The organism is Conyzicola lurida (assembly GCF_014204935.1).
GTDB lineage: Bacteria > Actinomycetota > Actinomycetes > Actinomycetales > Microbacteriaceae > Conyzicola > Conyzicola lurida.
On the sequence record NZ_JACHMJ010000001.1, the window covers coordinates 19,276 to 46,266 of the forward strand.

The window sequence follows — 26,991 nt, forward strand, 5'->3', positions numbered from 1 at the left end:
AGGAGGGGGACTAGGGGGACTAGATAGCGCGGAGGGCCTGGATCGGGCGCATCGCCGCGGCTCGCGCCGCCGGATACACGCCGAAGAACACGCCGATGGCGACGGAGACGCCGAGGGCGAGCGGGATGGAGTAGTCGAGCACCACGGGTTGTGTGCCGTAGATCTCGTAGTTCGCGCCGATGAGGGCGGCGCCGACACCGAGCACACCGCCGAGCAGGGTGAGGGTCGCGGCTTCGGCGAGGAACTGGCCGAGGATGGCACCGCGGGTGGCGCCGAGCGCCTTGCGGATACCGATCTCCTTGGTGCGCTCGGTCACCGACACGAGCATCACGTTGGTGACGCCGATGCCGCCGACGAGCAGGCTGATCGCCGCGACGACACCGAGGAGCACGGTGAAGCTGTCGGCGCTCTCCTCCTGCGTCTCGAGCAGCGAGGTCTGGTTGCTGATCGAGTAGCTCTCGTCGTCTTCGGTCTGCCCGAGCAGCTGGTTCAGCATGATCTCGACCTCGGCCTCTGCGGCATCCACAGAATCTGAATCGATCGCCTCGATCGACAGCGTCGAGACCGCACCGAAGCCGGTGTACGACTTCTGGATGCGGGTGATCGGGGCGATGACGACCGAGTTGGCGTCGGTCGTGCCGGTGCTGCTCTGGTTCTCGAGCACGCCGACCACGGTGAACGGGGTGCCGTCGACCACGATCGATTCGCCGAGCGCCGATCCGGTGGGGAAGAGGGTCGTGGCGAGGGTCTGCCCGATGACGGCGACCTTGGACGACGAGGTGACCTCGGCCTCGGTGAAGGCTTCGCCGGTGCCGACGCCGGTCGTGCCGACGTCGAAGTAGCCGGTCGTCGTGCCGATGATGCTGACGCTGTCGCTCGAGGCATTCGTCGACGACACCGTGAGGCTCGTGCTGACCTGGGGCACGACGGATGCCACGTGGCCGAGATCGGCGGCGGCGAGTTGGTCGCTCACCGCGGTCGTGATGACCTTCTCGGTGCTCGCGGCGGTGGATTCCTGCGCTCCCCCGCCGCCCATGCCGCTCGCCCGCACCGTGATGGTGTTGGCGCCGAGGCCGGAGATCGCGCTCTTGACCTCCTGCGCCGAGCCGTTGCCGACAGCGAGGAGCAGGATGACGGACGCGACGCCGATCATGACCCCGAGCAGGGTCAGCACGGAGCGGAGCTTGTTGGCCGTGACGCCGCGGAGCGCGGAGATCAGGATCTCGAAGGGCTTCATGCGCGCACCGCCCGCGTTGTCGCTGCGCCCAGCTGGGGCGCGTGGCTGTTCAGGCGGTCGGCGATGATGAGGCCGTCGCTGATGGTGATGACACGGTGGGCGCGCTCGGCCACGGGGTCTTCGTGGGTGATGATGACGATCGTGCGGCCCTGCGCCGCGAGGTCGTCGAAGATGCCGAGGATCTCGTCGGTCGACTCGTTGTCGAGGTTACCGGTCGGTTCGTCGGCCAGCACCAGGGTCGGGTTGGTGACCAGCGCGCGGGCGATCGCCACGCGCTGCTGCTGTCCGCCCGATAGCTGCTGCGGCTGGTGGTCGGAGCGCTCGCCGAGGCCGACGGCCTCGAGCGCGGCGAGTGCGCGCTCCCGGCGTTCGGCGCGCTTGACGCCGCCGTAGACGAGAGGCAGCTCGACGTTCGCCAGGGCGGACATGCGCGAGATCAGGTTGAACGACTGGAAGACGAAGCCGATCTCCTCGTTGCGCACCGTGGCGAGCTCGTTCTCGCTCAGCGTCGCCACGTCGTGGCCCGCGAGCGAGTACGTGCCGTGGGAGGCGATGTCGAGGCAGCCGAGCAGGTTCATCAGCGTGGACTTGCCCGAACCGCTGGGGCCCATGATCGCGACGTAATCGCCGGCTTCGACGGCCAGGTTGATGCCGCGCAGCGCGTGTACCGCGGCTTCGCCCTCGCCGTAGACCTGCTGGATCTCGTCCAGCTCGAGTACGAGGCTCATCAGTTTCCGCCGGGGAAGGTGCCGCCGGTGGGAGGAGTTCCGCCGCCGGTGAAGCCGCCGGTACCTCCGCCGAAGCCGCCCTGCTGGGTGATCTCCTCGGTCGCGTCGTCGCCGGTGGATGCCGCGACTTCGCCGAGCACGATGGTCTGACCCAGCTCGAGGCCCGAGGTGATCTCGGTACCGGAGTCTCCGGCGACGCCGAGCTCGACCGTGGTGGTCGTCACTTCGTCGTCGTCGCCGACCACATCGACCGTCGACGTTCCGTCGGTGGCGGTGGTGATGGCCGCGGTGGGCACATAGAGCGCATCCTCGGCGGAGCTGACCGTGGTGATCGTCACCTCGGCGGTCTGGCCGAGCCGCAGTCCCTCGGGGATCGTGTCGAGCGTGATGGTGGTGGAGTACGTGACGACGGAGTTGCTCGTCGTGCCGGTGGGCGCGATCGCGGTCACCGTGGCCGTGGTCGTGACGTCGGTGAGGGCCGGGAACGTGACCGTGGCGGTCTGGCCGACGGCGACGAGCGCGATGTCGGCCTCGGCGATGGCGGCGGTCATGGTCATCTGCGAGACGTCGGCGATGGTCACGAAGCCGCTGGACGTGGTCGTGGTGCCGCCCGTGGTCGTGCTCGAGCTGCTCGACCCGCTGGCACTGCCGACGAGCCCGCCGACGGCGGTGACGAGACCGTTGATCGGGGAGACCAGGATCGCGGCGGCGCGGTTGTTCTGCGCGGTGACGAGTGCGTCGTTGGCGTCGTCGACCTTGTCGCTCGCGTCGGTGACCGCGGACTCGGCGCTCGCGACCGACTGCGCCGAGCTGCCGGACGAACCACCCTGGCCCGTGGATGCCGCGACCGCAGCTGCGGCCTCGGCGGCTTCCGCGGTCGTGACGGCCTCGTTCGCCGTGACGAGGTCGGCTTTGGCGCGGGTGACCGCGGTTGCGGCATCCGTCACTGCCTTATCGAGGTCGGTCGTGACGAGTGTTCCCAGCTGCTGGCCCGCCGTGACCGACGAGCCGAGTGCCACGTCGACCGTGGCGACGGTGCCGCTGACGGCGAAGTTGGCGCTGACTTCCCGCACCGCGGCGACGGAGCCGCTCGCGGTGATCGTGCTGCTCACGACACCCTGCTGCACGGTCGAGGTCAGCTGGGTGGCCTCGGTGGAGCTGCTGGCCTGGGCGGGGAGCAGGATGATCAGGCCGGCTGCGATGGCGCCTGCGATCACGACTCCGAGGGACGTGTTGATGAGCACGGGGCGGGAAATCTTCATGACCGCAGGGTGACCGAGGCGTCTATGCGGCCTCTAGGGCGATCCTGTGAAACAGCCGTGAGGGGTTCTCGCGTGCTCTCAGGCCCTCGATTCTGGATGCGGGCGATTCCTGTACTAAGATCGTCCTTGGAACCGTGTCCGAGCGGCCGAAGGTGCAACTCTCGAAAAGTTGTGTGGGTGTTGAGCCCACCGTGGGTTCAAATCCCACCGGTTCCGCCAGCTTTACCACCACGCCACGCTTGACCGAATTTCTGTCGAGCGTGGCGTTTGGTGTTTTTGGAGAATGGGAAGATGACGCGCGAGACAGGACCATCACGGTACAAGTGGCGCTACGGACCACTCCGCCTGGCGATGCCCTGGCTGGCTGTCGCTGTGGGGATCGGCATGGCAGTCAAGGGCGGGCTCGCGCTCGCTCCGAGCGGTAGTGGCGATCCCGCGTTCTTGTACATGGGGTTGGGTCTCGTCGTTCTCGGGATCGTCGCCTTTTTCGTCTACCGATGGATGGCTCGTCGAGGTCTCTGACTGACACATCGGACGACTTGCTGAACCAGGCCCTGTCGCAGGATCAGGATTTCTCCGGTGACATTCGAGGCTTCCGGATGCTCGCCACGCCCAGCACAAACGGGTAGATCATCGACAGGATGAGGGGAAGCCAGCTACCTAGTACGAGCGTATTGACGACGAGGTTCAGGGCGCCAATTGCCAAGAGGAGACCCGAAGTGGCGGCCATCAGCCATCCCTGAGTCCTGGTCATTCGGTAAGCGAGGTGCGCGGCGACACGACTCATGCCTGTTCCTGTCGTTCGCCTCGTGCGCGCGCAGGGTCGGACTTCGTCCACAGCAGCCGGAACGAGTACGCCGATGACGCCAACGTGATCACGGGAGCGCCGAGCGCGATCCATTTCTGATCCCAGCCCAGCGCGAAATTGAGGACGAAGAGGGTGAGCCCCAGAATGAGAACGACCATGTTCAGCCACCAGTGCCACGGCGCGTTCGTCAGTTTTCCCATAAGGAGAGTCTCGCGCAGTGTGAGCGGGTGTAGAAACTGCCGGCAGGCCGAGTCCACCGGTGGCAGCCGAGGGGGAACACGATGAGCGTCGAATCCAAAGACCGCGGGCAAGCGCGGCGATGGATCGCAGGCGGGGCAGCGCTGATGGTGGTCGGCGCAATCGTCTTCTATTTCATCGCACGCTTTGAGATCCCGGTTCCAGGCCAAGCTGGCATCTTCTTGTTCCTCACCCCTCTCGGGCTCGGGTTGTTTGTCTACGGCCTCGGTCTCGCGTGGCGAGGTCGATCAAAGCCTGGGGAATAGAACGAGCCCTGGCGTCACGAGCACCCGCCAGCAACGTCGCAGCGCCGCGACGTAAACTCGCCTCCATGACTTCCAACAATCCGTTCGCGCGCCTGCCCGAGGTGCCCGACTTCACCGTCACCAGCACCACCGTCATCGACGGCCAGCCGTGGGCCGCGGCCCAGTACTCCGGCGCGTTCGGCGTGCCCGGCGGCGAGGACGTCTCGCCCCAGCTTTCCTGGAGCGGCGCTCCCGAGGGCACCAAGAGCTTCGCGGTCACGGTCTATGACCCCGACGCTCCGACGATGTCGGGCTTCTGGCACTGGGCCGTCGTGGGAATTCCCGCTGCCGTCACCGAGTTGCCCGAGGGCGCCGGCGACGACAGCGGCTCCGGGCTTCCGGATGGCGCGTTCCAGCTGTCGGGCGACGGGGGAGCCGCGCGCTTCATCGGCGCAGCGCCGCCCGCCGGGCACGGCGAACACCGCTACTTCGTCACCGTGCACGCGCTGGATGTCGAGGACATCGGTGTGCCGGCCGAGGGAACGCCCGCGTTCCTCGGCTTCAACATCGCCTCGCACATCCTCGGCCGCGCCACCCTCGTGGCGACCGGCGAGATCCCCGCGTAAAGACGCCCTATAGAGCAACGACGGAAGCCGCCCCGCGAGGGGCGGCCTTCGCTATGCCCGCCGTCTGGTCGTCACCAGTGCGATCACCGCGGCCGCCGCAGCGACGAGGCCGCCGGTCAGGAGCGCAATCGGGAGCCCGGGCAAGAACTCGTCCGGAACCGCGTTGGCCGCATAGACCGACACGACGACGGCGACGACGAGTGCGCCGCCGAGCTGCTGCGACATCTGTAGCATCCCTGACGCCGCTCCAGCGTCTGAGTCGGCGACTCCGTCCATCGCGGCGAGGGTGCCGCCGGTGAAGATCAGCGCGACGCCGGCAGCGTGCACCAGCAGCGGGATGACGACGCCGACATACGAACTCGAACCGTTCAGACCCGCCCAGAGCACGAAGCTCAGGGCGACGAGCGCGCCGCCGGCGACGAGCACGGCACGCGTGCCGAATCGCGACACCCATCCGGGTACCCAGCGGGTGACAACGAACACCGTGACCGTGAGCGGAAGGAACGCGAGGCCGGCCAGCAGCGGGCTGAAGTGCAGGGTGCGCTGCAGGTACAGCGCGATCAGGAAGAGCATCGCGAAGTGCGCCCCGCTCGTCAGCGCCATGTTGACGAGAGCTCCCGTGCGGGCGCGGTCGGCGAGCAGGTGGATCGCAATGAGCGGACTGGCCGTGCGCCGCTCGACGACGACGAGCAGCGCGATCAGCACCGCGGCGACGCCGAAGGAGATCGCGGTACCGGCGGTCGCCCAGCCATGGTCGGCCGTGTTGAGGAACGCCCAGACCAGGGTCACCGACGCGAGCGTCGCCAGAATTGCACCTGGGATGTCGAATCTGCCGGTCTGCGGATGTGACTCGTTCATCACCAGACGTACGACGATAGCGATCACGACGATCCCGATCGGCACATTGACCAGCAGCCCCCAGCGCCAAGAGGCGAGGTCGGTGAGGATCCCGCCGAGGATCAGGCCGAACGATGCCCCGATCGCCGACATCACCGTGAAGTACGCGAGACCCCGGGCACGTGCGGCGGGCGACGGCGCCATGGTCGAGATCAGCGCCAGCACACTCGGCGCGGCCAGCGCCGCGCCGAGTCCCTGGGCGACGCGGGCGGCCACCAGCAACCCGGCGTCGGGTGCCAGCCCGCCGATGAGCGAGGCCACGACGAAGAGTCCGGCACCGATCGCGAACATGCGCACGCGTCCGAACCGGTCGCCGAGCCGACTCCCGAGCAGGATGAAGCCGCCGAAGGCGAGCGCGTAGGCGTTCGGGATCCACGTCAGGCCCGAGGCACTAAACCCCAGATCATCTTGGATGGTCGGCAGCGCGACGGTCATCACCTGCGAGTCCAAGGCGAACATGAACTGCAGCGCGAGAATCGCGGCGGTCGCGACCCCGGTCGATCGGTTGCGGAACACGGGTACTAGATCACCGGCGTCGTGGGCAGGATGAACCGCTCCGGTTCGCCGTCGAGCATCGCGGTGCGCGTCATCGCTTGGATTTCGGGGGAGACGCCGAGCGCGGGAAGGCTGACCTCGTCGAGGCGGGTGTACTGCTCGGCGGTCAGCGTCACGTCGAGTGCGCCGAGGTAGTCCTCGAGCTGTGCCATGGTGCGCGGGCCGATGATCGGCACGATGGCGGTCGACGACCGGTTGCCTCGCTCGCGCAGCCAGGCCATGGAGACCTGGGCCGCACTGGCGCCGGTTTCGGCGGCGACGGCGAGCACCGCGTCGATGGTCGCCGTGGTCTGGGCGGTGGCCTCGGAGACGAACCGGCTGGGGTCGGTCTTGCGGCCCTCGTCGCCGGTGCGGTACTTGCCGGTGAGCAGGCCGCCGGCGAGCGGCGACCACAGGTTCACCGCGAGCCCCAAGGCTTCGGCCATCGGCAGGATCTCGTTCTCCGCCCCGCGCTCGGCGAGGCTGTACTCGGTCTGGATGCCGACGACGGGTGCCCAGTCGCGGAGGTCGGCCTCCTTGGCGGCGAGCGCGACCCGCCATGCCGGGAAGTTCGACAGGGCACCGTGGTGGATCTTGCCGGCGCGCACGAGGTCGTCGAGTCCGCGCAGGATCTCGTCGACGGGGGTGAACGCGTCGGGGAAGTGCACCCAGAACACGTCGAGGTAGTCCGTGCCGAGACGTCGGAGGCTCGCGTCGACGGACGACATCATCGCTTTGCGAGAGGCGCCGTTGTTGGTGCGGTCGGTCTTCTCGGGGTTGCCGAGTCCGTACTTGGACGAGATGACGAACTCGTCGCGCGTCGTGGCGAGCATGTCCCCGAGCATCGATTCCGACTGTCCGCCTTGGTACATGGCGGCGGTGTCGAGGTAGGTGCCGCCGGCGTCGACGAAACGGTCGAAGATCGCGTGGGCGTCGGTGGTGTCGACTCCGCTCGACCAGGCCGTGCCGAAATTGCCGGTGCCGAGTGCGTATTCGGAGACTCGCAGACCGGAGCGGCGGCCAAAGCTGGTGTAGCGCATGGTGATCCTTCGTTTCTGTAGTGATTACTACTGAATAACCTCGGCGGGGGTCGTTTATTCCTCGGCGACGCACATTGCCTCGGCCGGCCTAGGGGATTTGCCTGCGCGACCGCGATCGCGCGGCGATTTCCGCTTAAGCTCGTGGAGCAGGAGAGGAAGCAGCCATGGAGGTCGTGACGCGAGGGCGCCCGCGGGGATTCGATGTCCAAGTCGCACTCGACCGTGCGATCGACGTCTTCTGGCGCGAGGGCTACGACGGCGCGAGCCTCACCGAGCTCACCGGCGCCATGTCGATCACCGCCACGAGCATGTACGCGGCCTTCGGCAACAAGCGAGCGCTGTTCGAGCAGGCATTCACCCGCTATCTCGCCGTCGACATGGCCTACGCCGTGCGCGCCCTGGGCGAGGCGCGCCTGGCCGACGTCTTCCGGGCGTACCTGCTCGATGCGGTGGATTCGATGACGCGCGACGACCGCCCCCACGGCTGTATGTCGGTGCAGATCGGCGGCTCGCGCACCGCCTTGACGCCCGCCGGCAACGAGGTGCGCGACTTCGTCGCCGTGAAGCGCGACGAGGGCCTCGACCGGCTCACCGCGCGGATCGAAGAAGGTCGCGACATCGAAGGGTTCGATCTCAAGGGGATGACCCCGGCCAGCATCGCCGAATACCTCGCCAGCGTCAGCAACGGAATCGCTGTGCGCGCCGCGGACGGCGTCGAGCGGGCAGAGCTGCGCACCGTGGCGGAGATTGCCCTGCGCGCACTCGTTTCCCGCTGATCGGGAATAGCCCACCCCGGCCGAGGCTTTCAGTAGTGATCACTACTGAAAGCGAGAAATCATGAACACCACCGTTCTCATCTACGGCGCCACTGGCTACACCGGACAACTCGTCGCTCGGGAGGCCGTGCGACGAGGCCTTCCGACGATCGTCGCGGGCCGCGACGCCGCGAAGGTGGCACGACTCGCCGACGAGCTCGGCGTGGACGGCCGCGCCTTCGACCTCGCCGACTCCGAAGCGACCCGCGAGGGCCTGCGCGGCATCACCGTCGTGCTGAACGCGGCGGGACCGTTCGCGATCACCGCCGCTCCGTTGCTCGCCGCGGCGCTGGAGTTGGGCGTGCACTACCTCGACACGACGGCAGAGCTCGGGGCGTTCCTGCACTCGGAAGCCGCGGACGCCGCGGCGATCACGGCGGGCGCGATGGTGATGAGCGGCACCGGGTGGGACGTCGTGCCCAGCGACACCCTCGCCGCGCGTACGGCGGCCCGGGTCACCGATCCCGTCTCGCTCATGCTCGCTCTGAAGATCTTCGTCGGCACTCCCGGCGAGCGGATCCCGCTGCTCTTCTCGCAGGGCTCGATCACGAGCGCCGCGGGGTTCGCGGACTACACCGGCTCGGTCAGAGTGGACGGCGCCATCACCCGACGCGAGGACGCGGAGCCCCGCGAGGTCGACTTCGGCTTCGGCCCCGAAGACGTTACCCCGGCGCCGATGGGCGATCTCGTGACCGGGTGGAAGTCCACCGCCATCCCGAACATCGAGGTCTTTATCGCCGGCGGGATCCCCGCCCCGAGCGAGATCGCCGGTGAGAACACACCCGCCGGGCCGGACGCGGCGGACCGTGCGATCGGCCGCGCGCGCGTCTACGCCAAGGTCGTCGGAAGCGACGGGTCGAGCGCGGAGGGGATCGTCGATACCCCCACCGGATACGGGTTCACCCAGCTGGCCGCGGTCGAGATCGTCTCCCGGGTGCTCGCGGGCGACTTCGTACCCGGATTCCAGACGCCGGCGTCGGCGTACGGCGCCGACCTGCTGACCAGCATCGGCGACAGCGTGTTCATCGACCTGTAGGCGGACTGCCTCAGAGCTGCGCCACGGCGTCGAACGCCTCGTCGAGTAGGCGCGAATACGACTGGTCGGAGCCCGACGACCAGGCCGCGGTGGCCACGTAGAGACACGCGAGGGCGCTCTGCGTGATCGCCTCCGCGGCCATCGCTGCTCGTTCGCCCGTGCCGTCGAGGCGACGCGCGACGATCGGGGCGAGGACGGCCGCCCACGCGGTGTGTCGTTCGATCGTCTTCGCCCGGAGCCCGGGTGTACTCAACGCGACGCGTGTCGAGCGGCGGACGTTGTCGGGGTCGCTGTCGGCGATGCGCACGAGTGGTCCGAGCGCTGCGCGTAACGCGGCCCACGCTGTCTCGTCCTCGGGCCGCTCGAGGAGCGCCTTCTCTACGAGGTCACCCATGGGCATGAGGTCGCCGATCGCGACGTCTTCTTTATTCGGGAAGTACCGGAAGAAGCTCCGTGGCGAAATGCCCACCGCGGCCGAGAGCTCCTCGACCGTGGTCTGGTCGAAGCCGCGTTCGTCCAGCAGGGCAATGGCTCGCTGGGTGATCTCGGCTCTGACGGCTTGTCGGGCGATGGATCGCAGGTCGTCCCGCGAGGGTGTCGCGTCGTTCATTCGCGTCGTCTTTCGTTCGATTTCTCTCCCTCGATCCTAACAAATATGGCAGAGGCTGCCAAAGCGGGCATAAAACGCCACCCACGCCGGTTGGGACGACTACATGATCCGCAGGACAGGCCATCCGGCTGGTTCCGAATCACACCCAAGGGCAGAAGAAGTCATGACTGAGACAACAACCACACCGACCATCGTCCTTGTTCACGGAGCGTGGACGGACGCGAGTTCGTTCGGACGGGTGCAGGGGATGCTGAGCGAGGACGGCTACGACGTCGTCGAGTTCGCGAACCCCCTGCGCTCGCTGGACGGCGATGCCGACTATCTCGCCGGATTCATCGACGCCAGAACCGAAGGCCCGGTCCTGCTCGTGGGTCACTCCTACGGAGGCGCTCTCCTCGGCGCCGCGGCGCTCCGCACCCCACGGGTTCGCGGCCTCGTTTACGTGAACGCCTTCGTTCCGGCCTCCGGTGAAAGCCTGCTCGACCTGCTCGGCAGCGCCGGACCGGTCGATCCCGGCCAGCTCTTCGACATGGTGCCGTATCCCGACGCTCCCGCGGGAGATGTCGATCTCTACATCAAGCGGGGTGCATTCGAACCGGCCTTCGCCACCGGGCTGTCGCCCGAACTCCAGACGGAGTTCTACGCCAAGCAACGCCCCATCACCCTCGCCGCGGTCGGCGCCCCTGCCGCCGCCGGGCAGGCCTGGGAGTCGCTGCCGTCGTGGTACGTCGCCGGCACGCTCGACGGCAGTATCCCGCTCGCGCTCCAGCTGCGGATGGCGACCCGCGCTGGATCGACGTTGGCCGAGATCGAGGCAGGTCACCTCTCGATGGTCAGCAATCCGCGGGAGGTCGCGAACGTCATCCGCGAGGCTGCGCTCAGCCTCGGGATGAGCGCCGTCAGCGAGGCCGCATGAGCTCCGAGGGACAACCGGTTCACGCCGCTGTGCAGACGGCGGCCACCCGGGCGCTCGAGATCCGCGCGCTCTACGAGATCCTCGAACTGCGGATCAACGGCAGGGTGTGGTCGCTGCACGAGCTCATGCTCGGGTTCGCCAACGACGTCGGCACGGTCGGGCGCCTCGTTCTCGCGAATGACGGCACGTGGACGACCGACGGCGATGTGACGGCCCAGCTGAAGCACAAGCTCGCCGAGTCGATGTGGTGGGTGCTGGTGATAGCCGACCGTCTCGGGATCGACATGGCGGATGCGTTCGACTCGACGATGAACCGAATCGAGAGCGAGCTCGCGGCGGCCATCGGGTCCGCGGGGCAGTCGCAGCCGTCGTAGCAGGAGCGCGCTACGCGTCGACGTCGCGCAGCGCCGTCGCGTGCAGGGCACCGAGCAGCGCCAGTGCATCAGCGCTGGCGCTGCCGGCGACGGGCGTGCCGACGAGCAACTGCTGTCCCGGAGCGTCGTGCACGTCGAACGTCTGATAGACGAGCTCGATGCGCCCGACCGAGGGGTGCACGAAGACCTTGTAGGCGCGGGCGAGGCCGCCGACCGTCTGGTCGTTCCACAGCGCGCGGAAGGCGTCCACCACCAGCATCTCGTCGACCAGGGTCAGGATGGCGCGGTTCGACGGGTCGATGCCGGCGTTCAGCCGCAGGGCGTGCACCGTGGCGCGGGTCACCGAGTCCCACTCGACGAACACGGTCTTCGCGTCGGGGTGCAGGAACAGCACCCGCACCATGTTGACCGGGGCGTCGTCGCCGGCTTCCGCGAAGGGCGACAGCAGCGCGGCCGCGGGGCCGTTGGTTGCGAGGATATCGAACGACGGCCCGAGCACGTACGCGGCCGCAGCGGGGAACGAGTCGAGCAGGGCCAGCAGCGCGGGGTCCAGGAGGTCGCGGGAAGTGCCGGTCCGAAGGCTCGGAGTCATCCCTGCCAACCGGAAGAGGTGCCCGCGCGAATCGGCGTCGAGGTGCAGCGCCCGCGCGATCGCGTCGAGCACCTGGGCGGACGGGCCGCGCTCGCGCCCCTGCTCCAACCGCGTGTAGTAGTCGGCACTTACGCCCGCCAGCCCGGCGACTTCTTCGCGGCGAAGGCCGGGCACCCGGCGGTTCTCCCGGTCGCCCGAGAATCCCGCGTCGGCGGGCGCGACCTTGCCACGGCTCGCGCGCAGGAAATCGCCGAGTGCGTTGCCGGGGAGAGGTTGCATTCGTCCAACCTAGTCCCGGTGCCTCCGGCCGGCGCGAGACGGGGAGCACCGCACCCTGTTTGCTTCTGGCGGCCGCGCACACGATGGAGTCATGACAAACACAACGACAACGCAGCCCAGAACCGAGTCGATCACCGAGTGGGTCAACGCCTACCTGCTCGCGTGGACCACCAACGACCGCAAGGACATCGCCGCGCTCTTCACCGAGGACGCCGAGTACCACGAGTCGCCGTACGACACCGAGTGGGTCGGCCGAGACGAGATCGTCGATGGATGGCGCAGCCGATGGGATTGGCAGCAGGGAGGCTGGACGTTCGAATGGTCGATCGCCAGCGTCGAGGCGTCGACCGTCGTCATCACCGGCATCGGCCACTACACGGAGCTCGGCGACTTCGACAACGTCTGGACTGTCACCTTCGACGAGACCGGACGCTGCAGCCGGTTCGTGATGCTGAACACCGAACGCGTCTGACGTGACAGCGACACACGAAACCGCTCGCTCCGCCACGGCACAGCGCACCCGCGCCACCCCGCTCGAGCTGTTCTTCGACCTCGTCTACGTCTTCGCCTTCACCCAGGTGACCCACCTGATGGCCGACGGCGCGAGCGTCGAGAGTGTGCTCGGCGGCCTCGCCGTGCTGGGCGTGCTCTGGTGGTCGTGGGCGTCGCACGCGTGGCTGGCGAACCAGCAGGTCGCGGACCGCGGACCCGTGCGCGTCGGCATCCTGATCGCCATTGCGATCGTGCTGCTGCTCTCAATCGCGATCCCCGAGGTGTACCCCGCCGAGGGCGAGAGCCTCTTCGGCGCGCTGCTGTTCTCGGTCGGGTTCGTCCTGCTGTCGCTCGTCTACACGGCGGTGAACCTGGTCGCGGCCCGGCACGATGCCGCGCTCCGTCGTCAGGTGCTGCGCACCATGGGCGTCACCATCGTGCCCGTCTCCGTGGCGCTGATCAGCGGGGCGTTCCTCGGCGGCACCCCCCAGCTCGTACTCTGGCTCGCCGCGGTCGTCGTCGAGGGGATCACCATTTTCGCGACCTCGCAGGGCGGGGCGTGGCTCCTGCCGTCCGCGGCCCACTACGCCGAGCGCCACGGCCTCGTCGTGATCCTCGCCCTCGGCGAATCGATCATCTCGATCGGGCTCGGGGCGTCGCACTCGAAACTCACCCCGCAGGTCGTGCTGGCCTCGCTCGTCGCGATCGTCGTCGCCCTCGGCATGTGGTGGACCTACTTCGGCCGCATCGCCGACACTGCCGAACACCGCATCCACGTGCTGACGGGCAACCGCAGAACCGCCGTGGCGACGATCGGCACCTACCTGCACTTCGGCATCGTCGCTGGCGTCTTGCTCGCCTCGCTCAGCATGGGCGGTGCGATCGAGCACATCGGTGGCGGGCACCCGATCGCCCCGTTCGACTGGACCGTGCTCGGTATCGGTCTCGCGCTCTTCCTCCCGGCCACCGGCGCCTACGCCCGGGTGTCGCGCGCCTAGTTTTCTCTCTCCCCGCAGCACCAGCTGACGGGGTTTCCCAACCACATCACCACACCCAGGAGTCTCCATGACCAGCACACCCTCGAACACCGCCGGCGCCGTCCTCATCACGGGAGCAAGCAGCGGCATCGGCGAAGCAACCGCGCGGCACCTGGGCGCCCTCGGCTACCCGGTCGTTCTCGGCGCCCGCCGCGTCGACAAGCTGGCCGCCGTCGTCGACGACATCAGGGAGGCGGGTGGCCGGGCCGAGTTCCACGAGCTCGACGTCACGGACCTCGCCAGCGTGCGCGACTTCGTGGCGTTCGCGACGACCGTCTACGGCCGCGTCGACGTGCTCGTCAACAACGCGGGAGTCATGCCGCTGTCGACGATGAACGCGCTGCGCATCGACGAGTGGAATCAGATGATCGACGTGAACCTGCGCGGCACCCTACACGGGATCGCCGCGGTGCTGCCGCTGATGGAGGCGCAGGGGAGCGGGCACATCGTCAACGTCGCGTCCGTGTCCGGGCTGCGGGTCGACCCGACCGCCGCGGTCTACAGCGCCACGAAGTTCGCGGTGCGCGCGCTCTCGGAAGGCCTGCGGCAGGAGAGCCGTGTCGTGCGGGTGACGATCGTGAGCCCGGGTTTCACCGTCAGCGAGTTGACCGAGCGCGGCGGCGATGTGGCGACGCTGGATGCCGTACGGGCGACCACCGCGCAGATGGGGCTGCCCGCATCCGCGGTGGCGGAGGCCATCGCCTACGCCATCGGTCAGCCCGCCACCGTCGACGTGAACGAGATCATCGTGCGGCCCACGCTGCAGGGCTAGCGGCGATACCGCGACGCGGGGCGCCCTATTTCGCTACACCCGCCGAAATTCTTCTTCACGAGCGCGTAATGCGCCCGTAACGACCCGTACCTAGCCTCGTCACCAAGCCACTCGGCCCGATTTCGCTATATCCGCCGATTATTCATCTTGCACCGACACCCCACCGATTCAGGAGACTTGCGTGCCCCCACTCACCCATTCCCGACCGGTCCGGCTCACAGCCGGGCTCGCCATGGTCGCCAGCGCCGCGCTCGTCCTCTCCGGCTGCGGCCGAGTCGACAACGCCGGAACGTCGGCGAGCACCGCCGTCGACGACAAGCCCGCCACGGGCACCGTCTCCCTCTGGGCTCCTGACGGCGACGCCAACGCGCTCGACGACACCATGGCGACGTTCAAGGAGGAGAACCCCGACCTCGACCTCGAGGTGACGCTCATCCCCGAGTCGGAGTACAACACCAAGCTCCAGGCCGCGATCGCGTCTGGCACCGGTCCCGACATCGCGCAGACCTACACCGAGGCGCAGGCCGGCTTCATCAAGGGCGAGGCCTTCGCCGCCGTTCCCGACCGCCTCGTCGACGAAGACTCCTTCTTCCCCGGCTCCTGGGCCGCGGGCGAGGTCGACGGTGTCGCGTACACCGTGCCGTGGTACGCGTACACCTACACGCTCGTCTATCGGAAGGACCTCGCCGACGCGGCTGGACTGACCGCCCCCGCCACGTGGGAAGACGCGATCCCGTTCTTTGAGGGCCTCCAGTCGGCCGGCGCCGTCAAGGGCTTCGGCGCAAGCATCGGCTGGGACAGCTACACCGGCCAGGACCTCGCCCAGCTGGTCTGGCAGGCCGGCGGCGAGCTGATCAGCGACGACGAGTCCGAGTGGACGCTCGACACCCCCGAGATGATCGAGGCGATCAACTACAGCGCCTCCTACTTCACCTCGGGTGCGGCCGATACCTCCAGCCCCGGATTCCTCGACACTCAGCCCTACTTCGTCTCCGGCAAGTCCGTGTCGATGATCACCGGTCCCTGGGTCATCGGCCAGTTCGACGCCGTCGCCGAGGAAGACGGCTGGACCGCTGAGAACGTCGGAAGCACGCTCGTGCCCGCCGGTTCCGCCGGCAGCGTCGGCGCGATCGCCGGTGGCAGCCTCGGTGTGCTCGCCGACAGCGACAACCAGGATGCCGCGTGGAAGGTCGTCCGCTTCCTCTCCGAGTCCGACACGCAGATCGCGCAGTACGAGTCCTACGGATCGCTCCCCGCCGTACAGGCCGCGTGGGATGACCCCGCGATCGCCGACCAGCCGCTCCTCGACGCGTTCTTCGAGCAGCTGCAGAGCACGCGGTCCTACCCGCAGCGCACCACCTGGCTGCAGATCGCCACCCAGATGGGCACCGAGATGGAGTCCGTCGCCAAGGGCCAGGAGACCGCCGAAGAAGCAGCGGCCAACCTCCAGGCATTCGCCGACGGCGTCGGCACCGGCGAGTAACGAGCTCATGACTGCACTGAACACCTCGGGGGTGCCGCGCAAGCGGCGCCCCCGCGGCGTGCGCACAAGCGCCATCGCGTGGATCTTCCTCGCGCCCTTCGCCATCGTCTTCCTCACCTACACGGCGATCCCGGCGCTCGCCGCGATCGGCTTCAGCCTCACCGACCTGCAGGGCCGCGACCTGCGCAACCCGTTCAACGTCGATTTCGTCGCCATCGACAACTACGTGCGGCTCTTCGCCGACGCGCGCTTCATCCGCGACATCGGCAACACCCTCCTCTTCGTCGTGGTCGGCGTGCCGCTCACCATGGCCCTCGGCTTCGCGCTCGCCGTCTCGCTGAACTCCGGCATCCGCCGCCTGCGCGGCGTCTTCCGCACGATCTTCTTCGCCCCCGTCGTTACGAACATCGTCGCCATCGCCCTCATCTGGCAGTACGCCTTCAACAGCGACGGCACCGTCAACAACGTGCTCGCGAACTTCGGTTTCGCCGGCCCCAACTGGCTCGACGACACCAACACGGCGATGCCCGTCGTCATTCTGCTCGGCATCTGGCGCAACTTCGGCACCGCGATGCTGCTGTTCCTCGCGGGCCTCCAGGCGGTTCCCGAAGACGTGCAGGAAGCGGCATCCCTCGACGGCGCCGGCTGGTGGAGCCGCATGTGGCACATCACGCTGCCCCTTCTCCTCCCCACGATCCTGCTGATCTCGGTTCTCCTCACCGTGTTCTACCTGCAGGTCTTCGACGAGCCGTACCTGCTCACCGACGGCGGCCCGCTCGGGTCGACCGAGTCGATCGCGCTCTACACCTACAACCAGTTCGGATTCGGCAACTACGGCATCTCGTCGGCCGCCTCCGTCGTCACCCTCGTGCTCGTCGCTGTCGTCAGCGTCGTGCAGTTCCGTCTGCTGAGGCCACGCACATGACCGCAACCATCGACCGAATGACGGATGCCGCGGCCGGCACCCATACCGCCGCGGGCCCGCGCCCCCGCCGGGTCCCCGTCGTGCTGTTGTACATCGGCCTCGCGCTGATCGCGATCGTCACGCTCCTGCCGTTCTTCTGGGTGATCAGCGGCTCGCTGCGCAGCCTCGACGAGATCCGCGCCGATCCCGGAGCCTGGCTGCCGACGGCGCCGACGCTCGACAACTTCGCGCGGCTGTTCAGCAAGGAGAACTTCGCCGGCTACCTGTTCAACAGCGTCGCCGTGGCGGTCATGGTCGTGCTCGGCAACATCGTCGCGGCCGCCGCCGCGGGGTACGCGCTCGGCAAGCTGCACTTCGCGGGCAAGAAGATCGCCTTCGCGGCGGTCATGGCCTCGCTCATGGTGCCGTTCACCGCCGTGTTCGTGCCGCAGTTCGTCGTCACGGTGAACCTCGGCCTCATCGACACCCTCGCCGGCATCGCGCTGCCGAGCCTGGCGCTGCCGATCTCGATCTTCATCATGCGACAGTACGCATCGTCGATTCCCGACGAATTGCTCGAGGCCGCGCGCATGGACGGTGCCGGCGAATTCCGGCTGTTCTTCACGATCTTCCTGCCGCTCTCCGGACCGGCCGTGGCGACCGTCACGATCATGTCGTTCCTCAACTCGTGGAACAACTTCATCTGGCCGCTCATCGTCGCGCAGAGCAACTCGACCTACACGCTGCCCGTCGGCCTCGCCGCGACCAGCCAGGCGTCGGCGAACGTCACCGACTACGGGCTCGTGCTCGCCGGTGCGATCGTCGTGATGTTGCCGGTGCTCGTGCTCTTCCTGTTCCTGCAGCGTTACTTCGTCCAGGGCATCGCCGCGTCCGGCCTAAAGTGAGCAAAGCAACCATTCGACGCGGTGGCGGGAAAGGCACAGATGCCCGGTCTTGATCCGAAGGCGCTCCGGCGCCTCAACACCTCCGTCACGCTGCGCGCCCTCGCCGTGGAGTCGGAACCGGTCGGTATGTCGGCGCTCGCCGTGCAGGCGGGGCTGTCGCGCCGCACCGTCGAGCTCATCCTCGACTCGCTCGTCGAGGCCGGCTGGGTGACTGAGCTCGACAGGGTTCCGACGACCGGCGCGGCCGGGCGGCCGTCGCGGCGCTTCGAACTGCGAGCCGAACACTCGGTGCTCGCGGCCGTGCGGGTCAGCACGCTCGAGGCCAGCGCGGTCGTCGCCGACGTGCGCGGCAACATCCTCGGCAGGGCGGCACGCGCTCTCACCGACTACTACGACCCTGCTTCCTCGCTCGACATCGCCGCGGCGATCGTGCACGAGGCCCTCGCCGCCGCGGGCGCCTCGACCGACCAGCTGCGCGCGGGAGCCATGGCGAGCGGTGGTGCGATCGACGAGAACGGTGTGGTGCGCCGCCTCGTGCACGCCGAGAAGTGGACCGACGTCGACCTTCCCGCGGAGATGGCGGCACGAATCCCCGTCGCCTGGTTCGCCGACAACGACGCGAACCTCGGCGCCCTCGCCGAACGCTGGCGGGGGACAGCCCGCGACCACGAGAACGTGGTCTGGGGAATCTTCGGAAACCGCAGCGGCCTCGGCATCCTGATCCGCGGCTCCGTGTACCGCGGCTTCCAGGGCGCAGCGGGGGAGATCGTCGAGGCGGTGCCGCTCGCGGTCGCCTCGTTCGACACCCGGCCGGTCGCGTTTCTCACCTCGCCGGTCGCGGCCGAGCGGCGCACCGCCGACGCGGTCTTCGATGCCGCCCGCGTGGGCGACACGGCGGCGCTCGCCGAGGTCGACGCGTTCGCCCGCCACATCAGCGACATCCTGCTCACTGTCTCGTGGACGATCGCCCCGTCGCTGGTCGTGCTCGGCGGCGGCCTCGAGAACGGCGCCGACCTGCTGCTACCGCGGGTACGCGAGTCGCTGCGGACGGCGCGAGCCCCCGACGTCGAGCTGGTCGCCAGCTCGCTGGGCGCCGACGGCCCGCTCGTGGGTGCGCTCAAGTTCGTGCTCGACCGCATGGACACCGAACTGTTCGGCCCGCTGATGCCCGGCGCCTAGGCGCCCGCGGGTCCCACGCTCTCAGAACCACAGCACCAGGAGAAACACAATGACTGACACCACCGACACCGACGTGCTCATCGTGGGCAGCGGGATCATGGGAGCCGCCGCGGCCCGGTTGCTCCGTGAGTCCGACCCGCGAGTGCGCATCGTGATGGTCGACGGCGGATCGCCGATCGGCGGCACGGCCGGACTGCACCTGCACGACGTCGAGGAGCCCGACCTCTGGCAGCTCTACAACCAGCGGGTGTCCTCCGGAATCCAGGGCCTCTACACCGGGGCGGCGGTGACGGATGTCGTGGCCGACGACCTGCGGTCGATCGCGCCGGGCATGTTCCACAGTCAGACCTTCGGCGAGGATGCCGCCGCGATGCCCGCCAGCGCGCTGGCGTGGAACACCGGGGGCATGGGCGTGCATTGGACCGCCGCGACCCCGTGGCCGGCCGGACACGAGACCTTCGCGGACGGCGACGACGAGGCGTGGAACGCCGACCTCGCGACCGCCCGCCGCGTGCTCGCCGTGTCGCCGTCGCCGATCGGCCCGACAGCGGCGGGTTCGGTCGTGATCGAGCGGCTGCGTGGACTGCTCGCCGGCACCGCGCCCGTCGGACGCGAACCGCAGCCGATGCCGATGGCCGTCGTGCCGACCGAGACCGGCTTGCGCCCGCGAACCTCGCCCGCGACAATCTTCGCACCGATCGCCGGTGCCGACGACCCGGCCTTCACCCTGCTCACCGGCACCCTCGCCATCCGGATCCTCGTCGACGGGACGCGGGCGACCGGCGCCCGTCTACGCACGGTGGCCGACGGGGCGGAGTTCGAGATCCGGGCGCAGACCGTCTTGATCTGCGCCGACACCCTGCGCACCCCGCAACTGCTGTTCGCTTCCGGCATCCGCCCCGAAGCTCTCGGCCGCTATCTCAACGAGCACGCCTTCGTGACCAGCCGGGTTCTCATGGATCTGGACCGCTTCGGCCTCGACGTCGCCGAGCTGCCGATCGCCCGCGAGGGGGAGTTCTGCACGGACTCGATCTGGATCCCGCAGAACGGCGACGCGCAGCCGTTCCACGGGCAGGTGATGAACAACACGTACGTCGACGAGGATGGCGCGCCCCTGGCGTATTCGGTCGGGCTCTCGCTCTACACACCGGTCGAATCGCGGGCCGAGAACCGGCTGGTTTTCTCGGACACGGAGACCGACATCGCGGGCCTACCGAAGATCGGCTACGAGTTCGCCTACTCGGAGAAGGACCTCGCTCTGATCGACCGGGCCCTCGACCAGACGGAGGAGCTCGCGCTCGCCTTCGGGGACTTCGACCCCGAGACCGAGCGGATGCTGCTCCCGCCGGGATCGTCGTTACACCTCACCGGCACCGTGCGCTCGGGGACCGTCGACGACGGCACGAGCGTGTGCGACACCGACGGCCGCGTCTGGGGATTCGACAACCTCTACCTCGCCGGCAACGGCGTCATCCCGACGGCGGTCGTCGCCAACTCGACCCTCACCGGAACCATCACCGCCGTGCGCGCGGCCCGCGCCGTGAGCCGCGCGCTGGCCGCTGTCAGCCACTAAGACACCCACCCAACGGAGAACACCATGAAGAACCTTGCCGCCGACCGCGTCGCGCTCAACCCGATCCAGTGGATCAACGTCAAGGCCGACCCGGCCGACCCGGGCAGCGAGAGCCTCTGGCTGTTCGCCGAGCCCTCCTTCCGCGCCGACTACCCCGGGGTGCTCGCCGCGATCAAGGCCGCCGGGTTCGCCTCCACGATGATGGAGGTGCTCGACACGCAGACGCTGCAGAACTACAAGGGGATGGTCGACGACGCGGGCCTCACCCTCGCGCCCGGCTACGCCAGCATCGCGCTGCCCGAGGACCACGGCGTGACCCTCGAGCCGGGCAGCGCCGCCGAGGTGCGCTGGTACGACATCATCCGCCGCCGCGCGGAGGAGTCGAACTACTTCGGCCTCGACACGGTGTTCCTCGCACCCGAGGTCTGGTGGGGCGACGTCACCGTGCGCACGAACCAGCAGGTCGCCGTGGGGGCAGCGTTCGACCAGGGGCGCCTGAACCGGGTCATCGACACGATCGGCACCGCGGCCGAAATCCTCGCCGCCGAGGGAATCCGCGCCGGGCTCCACAACCACATCGGCACCTGGGTCGAGACGGAGGACGAGATCGAACAGGTACTCGCGGCGGTGCCGTCCAACTTGCTCGGGGCGTCGTTCGACGTCGGCCACCTCGCCTGGGCCGGAATCGACCCGGCTGCGATGATCACGCGTCACGCCGACCGGCTCGTCGACCTGCACCTCAAAGACCTGAACATGACGATCGCGAACGCGACCCACGAGACGCCGACGCCGTACAACACGGCGACCGACGCGGGCCTCTTCCTCGAGCCCGGACTCGGCGACCTCGACCTCGACGGCGTCATCGCGGCGCTGCCCGAGGCGTGGCGCGGCTGGGTCATCATCGAGGTCGACCGCGCGTCGATGCCGCCCGTCGCGAGCGCCGACGTCAGCTGGAACTGGGTGCAGAACCGCCTGGGCTAGGCGCGCACCGTCAGCGGAACCGCGACGCCGCCTCGACCAGCACGTCCTCCGACCCCGCGTAGATGCCGTCGCGGCGCGGCCAGTGCGAGATCACGTCGGTGAACCCGAGCTCGGCCGCCCGCCCCGCCGCCTCCTCGAACGCGTCGACGCTGGCCAGGGAGAACACCTTCTCGGAGTCGAGCGAGAGGTAGCGGTCGAGCGTGCCCGGGTCGCGGCCGGCGGCGTCGGCCGCGTCATCCAATCTCTTGGACAACTCGGCGACGCCGTGCCACCAGTCGTCGCCGACCAGTCGCTCGTCGCCGGTGGTGACCCAGCCTTGACCGAAGCGGGCGGCCAGCGCGAGTCCCTTCGGCCCGTTGGCGGCGATCACGAACGGCAGGCGCGGCGTCTGGGCGGGGGTGCCCACCATCCGCGCACCGACGGCGGTGAACCATTCGCCGTCGAACGAGATCCCGGCGTCATCCGGCCCCTCGAATCTCAGCAGCGTGTCGAGTCGCTCGACGAACTCGGCGAACCGCTCGTGCCGCTGGCGGGGCGTGTACCCGGGCTGCCCGAGCACGAACGCGTCGAAGCCGGTGCCGCCGGAGCCCACTCCGAGCAGCAGGCGGCCGCCGGAGATGTCGTCGACGGTCGCGAGCTCCTTGGCGAAGGGCACGGGATGCCGGAAGTTCGGCGACGCCACGAATGTGCCGAGCCGGATGGTCGAGGTCGCGGCCGCGGCGGCGGTCAGCGTGGGCACGGTGGCGCCCCACGGCTCGTCGGCGAGCGAACGCCAGGAGAGGTGGTCGTAGGTCCACGCGTGGTCGAAGCCGAGCTCTTCGGCGAGCACCCACTTGCGGCGTGCTTCGGGCCAGCTGTCCTGGGCGAGAATCGTGATTCCGTGTCGCATGACCCCAGTGTGCACCATCCGTCGAACGAGGGGTCGGGATGTCGGCGGGGCGACGCAGCGACGGGTGGCGCCGGTTCTCAGCGCGTGGCGCGCACCTCGGCGGACATCGCCTCGTAGGTCGGCGCGAGCTCGCCCCAGCGGTCCACCCAGGGCACGGGGTCGCGGCCCGCGATATGGGCCGCGAGGTCTTCGAGGTGCGCCTGCCAACCGGCGCCGTGTGCCGAGATCGTCTCGAGCGGCAGGCCGCGTTCCTCGACGAGGAGGTCGGTTGCGCCGTCGGCCGCCGTCAGCCGGGCCTCGAACACCGTCTCGTCCTCCTCGCCCGGACGCATCGTGACGACGAGATGCGTATGCGGCTCGCACACGTCGACCCGGGCGGTGCCCTCCCAATGGCTGGTGAGCCTGGCGCTGAAGCTGCCGCCCACGCGCAGATCGCCGTCGATCCGGCCGATCCACCGGGCGACGCGGTCGGGCTCGGTCATCGCCGACCAGAGATCCTCGATCGAGGTGTCGAACCTGTCGTGCATCCGCACCGTTCCCGTGCCGGGAGCGTTGTCATCCAAGGTCAGAATTTCTCCCAGAATGCCGGTCATCGTCTAACTCCTTGTCTGTCGCTTTCCGCGCGCCACTTCGGTGTGCAGGGCGTCCAGACGCTGGGTCCAGAGCGCGCGGTATCCGTCGAGCCAGTCGTCGAGTTCGGCAAGCGGCTCAGGATGCAACGAGTACACGCGGCGTTGCGCGTCGGTGCGCACCTCGACCAGGCCCGCCTCCCGGAGCACGCGCAGGTGCCGCGATACCCCGGGGCGGGCGATGGGGAGGAGGTCGGCGAGCTCGCCGGCCGTCGCGGGGCCCTGCCTCAGCTGTTCCAGCAGAGTACGTCGACCGGGGTCCGAGAGAGCCTGCAGTACCGCATCCATGGCGTTAATGTACCCGGTCGGGTACGTAACGCACAAGGTACTTACTTGGATTCCTGCGCGGCAGCCTCGACCACTGCGACGGCTGCCGCGACACCTCCGCTCCACGGGGCTCCGTGGCCGGGCAGCACCCACGTCGCGCCGGTGGGCAGCAGGGCGCGCAGCGAGGCGATGGCCTGGGCGGGCTCGTCGGTGAACGGCGCGGGCTGCGGGCCGACGCTGCCGGTGAGCACGTGGCGTGTGGTGAGAGCGTCGCCGACGAACACCGCGTCCACCGCCGGGATGTAGACCGCGATGCTGCCAGGGGAGTGTCCGGGCATGCCGATGATCTGCGGGGCGCCGGGCAGGTCGAGGGTGTCGCCCTCGCGCGCGTCGACTACCTCGGTCAGGTTGGTCGTGCGCAGGCCGTTCTTGCGCAGTGTGTAGCCGATGAAGCTGAGCAGGCCGCCGAGCTTCATCTGCTGCTTGGCGTTGGCGGGTTTCGGTCCGCCCTTTGCGCGCTCCGCGTCGGCGGGGTGCACGTAGACCGGCACTCCGTGGTCGCGGCGCAGGCGTTCGGCGAAACCGATGTGGTCGCCGTCGCCGTGGGTCAGGATGACGCCCTTGATGTCATCGAGGGTGCGACCCATCGATGCCAGTTCGGTCACCAGCTCGTGCCAGTGTCCGGCGAGGCCGGCGTCGATGACGGTCACCCCCTCGGGAGTGTCGACGAGGTAGACGGCGACGATGTCGTTGCCGATGCGGTGGAGGGATTCGCTGAGCTTCATGATGGCTATGGTACATAGCCATCATGGCTATCGTCAATAGCTATACTGGAAACATGCCCACACCGGAACGAACCTCGCTCGACGCCATCGTGCTCGCCGCCCGCGACCTGCTCGAAGAGGAGGGGCTCGCGGCACTCACGATGAACGCGGTCGCCCTGCGGGTGGGCGTGCGTGCGCCATCCCTCTACAAGCGTGTGGAAAACCGCGACCGGCTGATTCAGCTGGTCGCCGAGGCGACGCTCACCGATCTGGCCGGCCGCGTCGACGACGAGGCCGGGATCGCCGAGATCGTGAACGAGCTGCGCGCGTTCGGGCGGGAGCGTCCCGCCGCGTTCCAGCTCGTGATGACGCCGGCGGCGGGTACCGCGGTGGCCGACCTCCAGTTCCGCGTCGCCGCGAGCGAGGGCGTGCTCCGCGGGGCCGGGCGGCTCGCGGGCGAGGAGCAGGCGCTCGAGGCGGCCCGCACGGTCACCGCGTGGGCCACCGGGTTCATCAGCATGGAGCTGAACGGCGCGTTCCAGCTCGGCGGCGACGTCGACGCGGCGTGGGACTACGGGGTGGAGCGGATCGTCGCGGCGATCAGCGAGCGGGCTTAGGCCTCGGGCTCCTCGTCCTCGACGAGCAGGAACAGGCCGGCGTAGGGCGCGAGCGAGACGGGGAAGCTGAGCAGGTCGTCGACCGCCCCGATCGTGCGGCCGGTGACCGCGTTACGCACGTTGCGGCGGGCGATGAGCGCGTCCGACCGCACGGTGCCCTGGATGGCCTCGCCGCTGAAGTTCAGCACGGTGATCTGCACCGGTGCGTCCGTCTGGGTGGCGTCTCCGCCGTCGAGGCGGTGCACGAGCACGAGCATGCCGGGGTGGGCGACGTCGGGCACGTCGATCTGGCTGCCGATCGCGATGTCGAAACGCTCGCGGATCGCCAGCACCGTGCGCAGCTTGGACGCGAACGAGTTGCGGTCGGTGAGCTGCTCGGGCAGCGACCCGTACAGCGAGCGGCCGCGGGGCATGCCGGAGCTCGAGGTCGCGGCATCCGGGTTGCCGTCGATGAGGTCGTGTGCGCCGCGTTCGACCCAGCGGGTGTCGCCGCCCTCGATGAGGTCGTGCACCTGGTCGGCCGGCAGCGGGAGCAGGCCGAGGAGGTCCCAGGCCGAGAGCGCGAAGACTCCGGGCTGCCAGGCGTTGAACATGGCGAGCAGCAGGTGGGCGCTGCGGATGTCGTCGACGTGCTCGTCCTTGATGGCGTCGAGAGTCGTGTGGCCCTGGGCCGCCGCGATCACCGATGCCGTCGTGCAGGCGATTCCGTTGGTGGTGAAGACGAGGTTGTAGTCGGCCGCGTCACCCGTGAGCTTGTCGAGGAGGTCCTGGCGGATGACCTCGGCGAGCTGCGAGCCGGCGATCTCTTCTCCGCGGAACGGGTAGAGGTCGGCGTGGTGCTCGGTGTCCCAGTGCACGAGCTCGTAGGTGAGCTCGTCGTGGTTCTGCAGTGCGTGCACCAGTGTGACGGGGTCGACGCCCACTTCGAGCGAGGTACGCAGGGTGAGGCGCAGGAACTCGGTGTCGCCGGTGGCGAGGGCGTGGTGGTACGCCGGGCGGTTGATGAAGTCGTAGGAGAGGTCGGCACCGACGCGGCCGGTGTCGCGGATGTCCTCCATCGCCAGGTTGAGCTCCTGGAAGGAGAACCCGCCGACCTTGCGCACCATGCTGGCGATGAGGTGGTTCGCGGCTTCGGAGAGCGGGTGGCCCTCGGACCATGCCGGACCCTCCACGCTCTTCTCGACGCCGAGGAAGCCGTTGGCGTCGAGGCGCAGGGCGCTGGTGCGCAGGTCGCCGAGCGAGTGCAGGGCATCGCCCATCACGAGGCGCATACCGGCGAACGTGGGGTCGAGCCAGTTGATCGAGGGCTGGCCCTGCTTGAAGTAGTGCAGGTAGACCCAGCGGCGGGTGCGGCCGTCGACGCCGAGGACGGGACCGGTGGCGCTCCAGTTGGTCTCTTTGATGCCAGGGGCGTAGAAGATCACGCGCTGCAGGCGGCCGATGATGTAGCCGCTGTCGGCGAGCCCGGCCTCGGAGGCGGTGTCGAGGTTCACGGCGTCGCGGCCCTCGGGCACGTCGGGCAGCAGTCCCCAGTCTTCCTCGGGGATCTCGACCATGTGGTAGATGCCGGGGAAGTCCTTGTACGCCATCTCGGCGAGGCGGAAGTCGGCGCCCTTGCCGGTGTGGCCGGGCACGATGTCGTCGATGACGCTGCCGCCGTGCTGCTCCGCCACGTCGGTGAGGGCGCGGAAGTCGTCCTCCGTGCCGAAGGCGGGATCGATCTGCGTGCTGATGCGGTCGAAGTGGCCGTCGACGCTCGGGGTGAGCGCCCAGCCGGTGATGCCGCCGGCGACCTTCACGGGGCCGGTGTGCACGGCGTCGATGCCGATGCGCTGGAACATCTTCCACAGTTCTTCGTCGCCGAGCGCGCGCAGGTAGGTCTGGCCGGGCCGGGTGATGAGAGAGATCGGGTAGGCGGTGAACCAGACAGAGGCGGTCTGGATGGCGCGCCGGGCGTCAGGGCGGGCATACGGGTTGCGCCACATGCTGGGCTGACCGGACAGGCCACGGCTCAGCACGTCGGCGTCGCCGAGCATCGACTGGCGCTTGAGCCACTCGACGTACGACGGGTTCGAGGCGTCGGCCGCGCGCGGGTCGGAGAAGGTGCGCTGGATCTTGCTCGCCGCCAGCGGCGCGCGCGTGCGGAGCCGGGCCGGGCGCGCCGGATACCTGTCCTCGTCGTACGTGATTTCGCTCGGTTCGCGCACGCTGTCGTCTTCGGTCACGATTCCCCCATAAGGTCGATGCTCCATTGTCGCCCCTA

The 26,991-nt window shown here is 68.8% G+C and carries 29 protein-coding genes and 1 tRNA gene; 17 read left to right on the plus strand and 13 right to left on the minus strand.

Going from position 1 to position 26,991, the window contains the following annotated elements:
• Positions 1-19: 19 nt before the first annotated feature.
• From HD599_RS00105 to HD599_RS00115, 3 genes are read right to left on the minus strand one after another with little or no spacing between them, the layout of a single operon-like run.
• Positions 20-1,237 carry an ABC transporter permease gene (locus HD599_RS00105; RefSeq protein WP_184232494.1) on the minus strand — a complete coding sequence of 406 codons (1,218 nt, stop codon included), beginning with the start codon at positions 1,235-1,237 and terminating at the stop codon, positions 20-22.
• The gene (locus tag HD599_RS00110; RefSeq protein WP_184232496.1) at positions 1,234-1,965 is read right to left on the minus strand and encodes an ABC transporter ATP-binding protein; all 732 of its coding nucleotides are present in this window, start codon (positions 1,963-1,965) and stop codon (positions 1,234-1,236) included. Before HD599_RS00110 ends, HD599_RS00105 begins: the two co-directional genes overlap by 4 nt.
• On the minus strand, positions 1,965-3,227 hold the full coding sequence (locus tag HD599_RS00115; RefSeq protein ID WP_184232498.1) for an efflux RND transporter periplasmic adaptor subunit: 1,263 nt from the start codon (positions 3,225-3,227) through the stop codon (positions 1,965-1,967). The genes HD599_RS00110 and HD599_RS00115 overlap by 1 nt, the downstream gene beginning before the upstream one ends.
• A 128-nt stretch (positions 3,228-3,355) precedes the next feature.
• Between HD599_RS00115 and HD599_RS00120 the strand changes: the two genes are divergently transcribed.
• A tRNA-Ser gene (locus tag HD599_RS00120) sits at positions 3,356-3,446 on the plus strand.
• Between the two features lie 564 nt (positions 3,447-4,010).
• On the opposite strand, the gene HD599_RS00125 is transcribed toward HD599_RS00120, so the two are convergent.
• The gene (locus HD599_RS00125) at positions 4,011-4,235 is read right to left on the minus strand and encodes a hypothetical protein (RefSeq protein WP_184232500.1); all 225 of its coding nucleotides are present in this window, start codon (positions 4,233-4,235) and stop codon (positions 4,011-4,013) included.
• Positions 4,236-4,316: 81 nt separating this feature from the next.
• Here HD599_RS00125 and HD599_RS00130 point away from each other — a divergent pair, with 81 nt between their 5' ends.
• Together HD599_RS00130 and HD599_RS00135 are read left to right on the plus strand one after the other, a co-directional pair.
• On the plus strand, positions 4,317-4,538 hold the full coding sequence (locus tag HD599_RS00130) for a hypothetical protein (RefSeq protein ID WP_184232502.1): 222 nt from the start codon (positions 4,317-4,319) through the stop codon (positions 4,536-4,538).
• A gap of 65 nt (positions 4,539-4,603) precedes the next feature.
• Complete coding sequence (locus HD599_RS00135; protein WP_184232504.1) at positions 4,604-5,143, plus strand: YbhB/YbcL family Raf kinase inhibitor-like protein; 540 nt, start codon at positions 4,604-4,606, stop codon at positions 5,141-5,143.
• Between the two features lie 51 nt (positions 5,144-5,194).
• Here the strand turns inward: HD599_RS00135 and HD599_RS00140 are convergent, their stop codons facing one another.
• Positions 5,195-6,556: an MFS transporter gene (locus HD599_RS00140; RefSeq protein ID WP_221420406.1), complete on the minus strand. Its 1,362-nt coding sequence runs from the start codon at positions 6,554-6,556 to the stop codon at positions 5,195-5,197.
• Positions 6,557-6,561: 5 nt separating this feature from the next.
• On the minus strand, positions 6,562-7,614 hold the full coding sequence (locus tag HD599_RS00145; protein ID WP_184232506.1) for an aldo/keto reductase: 1,053 nt from the start codon (positions 7,612-7,614) through the stop codon (positions 6,562-6,564).
• A gap of 164 nt (positions 7,615-7,778) precedes the next feature.
• Between HD599_RS00145 and HD599_RS00150 the strand changes: the two genes are divergently transcribed.
• Both HD599_RS00150 and HD599_RS00155 read left to right on the plus strand, forming a co-directional pair.
• The gene (locus HD599_RS00150; protein WP_184232508.1) at positions 7,779-8,390 is read left to right on the plus strand and encodes a TetR/AcrR family transcriptional regulator; all 612 of its coding nucleotides are present in this window, start codon (positions 7,779-7,781) and stop codon (positions 8,388-8,390) included.
• A gap of 61 nt (positions 8,391-8,451) precedes the next feature.
• Complete coding sequence (locus tag HD599_RS00155) at positions 8,452-9,465, plus strand: saccharopine dehydrogenase NADP-binding domain-containing protein (RefSeq protein ID WP_184232510.1); 1,014 nt, start codon at positions 8,452-8,454, stop codon at positions 9,463-9,465.
• A gap of 10 nt (positions 9,466-9,475) precedes the next feature.
• Here the strand turns inward: HD599_RS00155 and HD599_RS00160 are convergent, their stop codons facing one another.
• The gene (locus tag HD599_RS00160; protein ID WP_184232512.1) at positions 9,476-10,075 is read right to left on the minus strand and encodes an acyl-CoA-like ligand-binding transcription factor; all 600 of its coding nucleotides are present in this window, start codon (positions 10,073-10,075) and stop codon (positions 9,476-9,478) included.
• Positions 10,076-10,238: 163 nt separating this feature from the next.
• On the opposite strand from HD599_RS00160, the gene HD599_RS00165 reads away from it, so the two are divergent.
• Together HD599_RS00165 and HD599_RS00170 are read left to right on the plus strand one after the other, a co-directional pair.
• Positions 10,239-10,991, plus strand: a complete 753-nt coding sequence (locus tag HD599_RS00165) for an alpha/beta fold hydrolase (RefSeq protein ID WP_184232513.1) — start codon at positions 10,239-10,241, stop codon at positions 10,989-10,991.
• Positions 10,988-11,365 carry a nucleoside triphosphate pyrophosphohydrolase family protein gene (locus HD599_RS00170; RefSeq protein WP_184232515.1) on the plus strand — a complete coding sequence of 126 codons (378 nt, stop codon included), beginning with the start codon at positions 10,988-10,990 and terminating at the stop codon, positions 11,363-11,365. The genes HD599_RS00165 and HD599_RS00170 overlap by 4 nt, the downstream gene beginning before the upstream one ends.
• Positions 11,366-11,375: 10 nt before the next feature.
• Here the strand turns inward: HD599_RS00170 and HD599_RS00175 are convergent, their stop codons facing one another.
• Positions 11,376-12,236, minus strand: a complete 861-nt coding sequence (locus HD599_RS00175; protein ID WP_184232517.1) for a helix-turn-helix domain-containing protein — start codon at positions 12,234-12,236, stop codon at positions 11,376-11,378.
• Between the two features lie 91 nt (positions 12,237-12,327).
• Here HD599_RS00175 and HD599_RS00180 point away from each other — a divergent pair, with 91 nt between their 5' ends.
• The 9 genes from HD599_RS00180 to HD599_RS00220 all read left to right on the plus strand — a co-directional run bounded on the left by HD599_RS00180 (position 12,328) and on the right by HD599_RS00220 (position 21,562).
• Positions 12,328-12,708, plus strand: coding sequence for a nuclear transport factor 2 family protein (locus HD599_RS00180; protein ID WP_184232519.1), 381 nt, complete (start codon positions 12,328-12,330; stop codon positions 12,706-12,708).
• 1 nt (position 12,709) lies between these two features.
• The gene (locus tag HD599_RS00185) at positions 12,710-13,726 is read left to right on the plus strand and encodes a low temperature requirement protein A (RefSeq protein ID WP_184232521.1); all 1,017 of its coding nucleotides are present in this window, start codon (positions 12,710-12,712) and stop codon (positions 13,724-13,726) included.
• 67 nt (positions 13,727-13,793) lie between these two features.
• A complete protein-coding gene (locus HD599_RS00190) occupies positions 13,794-14,537 on the plus strand; it encodes an SDR family oxidoreductase (protein ID WP_184232523.1) in 744 nt (247 codons plus the stop codon).
• 181 nt (positions 14,538-14,718) lie between these two features.
• Positions 14,719-16,020: an extracellular solute-binding protein gene (locus HD599_RS00195; protein ID WP_221420407.1), complete on the plus strand. Its 1,302-nt coding sequence runs from the start codon at positions 14,719-14,721 to the stop codon at positions 16,018-16,020.
• 7 nt (positions 16,021-16,027) lie between these two features.
• Positions 16,028-16,945, plus strand: a complete 918-nt coding sequence (locus HD599_RS00200; RefSeq protein ID WP_184232525.1) for a carbohydrate ABC transporter permease — start codon at positions 16,028-16,030, stop codon at positions 16,943-16,945.
• Positions 16,942-17,829: a carbohydrate ABC transporter permease gene (locus HD599_RS00205; RefSeq protein WP_184232526.1), complete on the plus strand. Its 888-nt coding sequence runs from the start codon at positions 16,942-16,944 to the stop codon at positions 17,827-17,829. The genes HD599_RS00200 and HD599_RS00205 overlap by 4 nt, the downstream gene beginning before the upstream one ends.
• A 39-nt stretch (positions 17,830-17,868) precedes the next feature.
• A complete protein-coding gene (locus HD599_RS00210) occupies positions 17,869-19,008 on the plus strand; it encodes an ROK family protein (RefSeq protein ID WP_184232528.1) in 1,140 nt (379 codons plus the stop codon).
• A 49-nt stretch (positions 19,009-19,057) separates the two neighbouring features.
• Positions 19,058-20,581 (plus strand): GMC oxidoreductase, encoded by a 1,524-nt coding sequence (locus tag HD599_RS00215; RefSeq protein ID WP_184232530.1) that lies wholly within the window; start codon positions 19,058-19,060, stop codon positions 20,579-20,581.
• 24 nt (positions 20,582-20,605) lie between these two features.
• Complete coding sequence (locus tag HD599_RS00220) at positions 20,606-21,562, plus strand: sugar phosphate isomerase/epimerase family protein (RefSeq protein WP_184232532.1); 957 nt, start codon at positions 20,606-20,608, stop codon at positions 21,560-21,562.
• A gap of 10 nt (positions 21,563-21,572) precedes the next feature.
• On the opposite strand, the gene HD599_RS00225 is transcribed toward HD599_RS00220, so the two are convergent.
• The 4 genes from HD599_RS00225 to HD599_RS00240 form a co-directional block, all read right to left on the minus strand.
• Positions 21,573-22,451 carry an LLM class flavin-dependent oxidoreductase gene (locus HD599_RS00225; RefSeq protein WP_184232534.1) on the minus strand — a complete coding sequence of 293 codons (879 nt, stop codon included), beginning with the start codon at positions 22,449-22,451 and terminating at the stop codon, positions 21,573-21,575.
• Between the two features lie 77 nt (positions 22,452-22,528).
• The gene (locus HD599_RS00230; protein ID WP_184232536.1) at positions 22,529-23,044 is read right to left on the minus strand and encodes an SRPBCC domain-containing protein; all 516 of its coding nucleotides are present in this window, start codon (positions 23,042-23,044) and stop codon (positions 22,529-22,531) included.
• A gap of 3 nt (positions 23,045-23,047) precedes the next feature.
• Complete coding sequence (locus tag HD599_RS00235; RefSeq protein ID WP_184232538.1) at positions 23,048-23,368, minus strand: ArsR/SmtB family transcription factor; 321 nt, start codon at positions 23,366-23,368, stop codon at positions 23,048-23,050.
• Between the two features lie 41 nt (positions 23,369-23,409).
• On the minus strand, positions 23,410-24,132 hold the full coding sequence (locus HD599_RS00240) for an MBL fold metallo-hydrolase (RefSeq protein WP_184232540.1): 723 nt from the start codon (positions 24,130-24,132) through the stop codon (positions 23,410-23,412).
• 53 nt (positions 24,133-24,185) lie between these two features.
• Between HD599_RS00240 and HD599_RS00245 the strand changes: the two genes are divergently transcribed.
• On the plus strand, positions 24,186-24,728 hold the full coding sequence (locus HD599_RS00245; RefSeq protein WP_184232542.1) for a TetR/AcrR family transcriptional regulator: 543 nt from the start codon (positions 24,186-24,188) through the stop codon (positions 24,726-24,728).
• On the opposite strand, the gene treS is transcribed toward HD599_RS00245, so the two are convergent.
• Positions 24,725-26,980, minus strand: coding sequence for a maltose alpha-D-glucosyltransferase (treS, locus tag HD599_RS00250; protein ID WP_184232544.1), 2,256 nt, complete (start codon positions 26,978-26,980; stop codon positions 24,725-24,727). The two genes, HD599_RS00245 and treS, sit on opposite strands and share 4 nt — an antisense overlap.
• Positions 26,981-26,991: the final 11 nt, after the last annotated feature.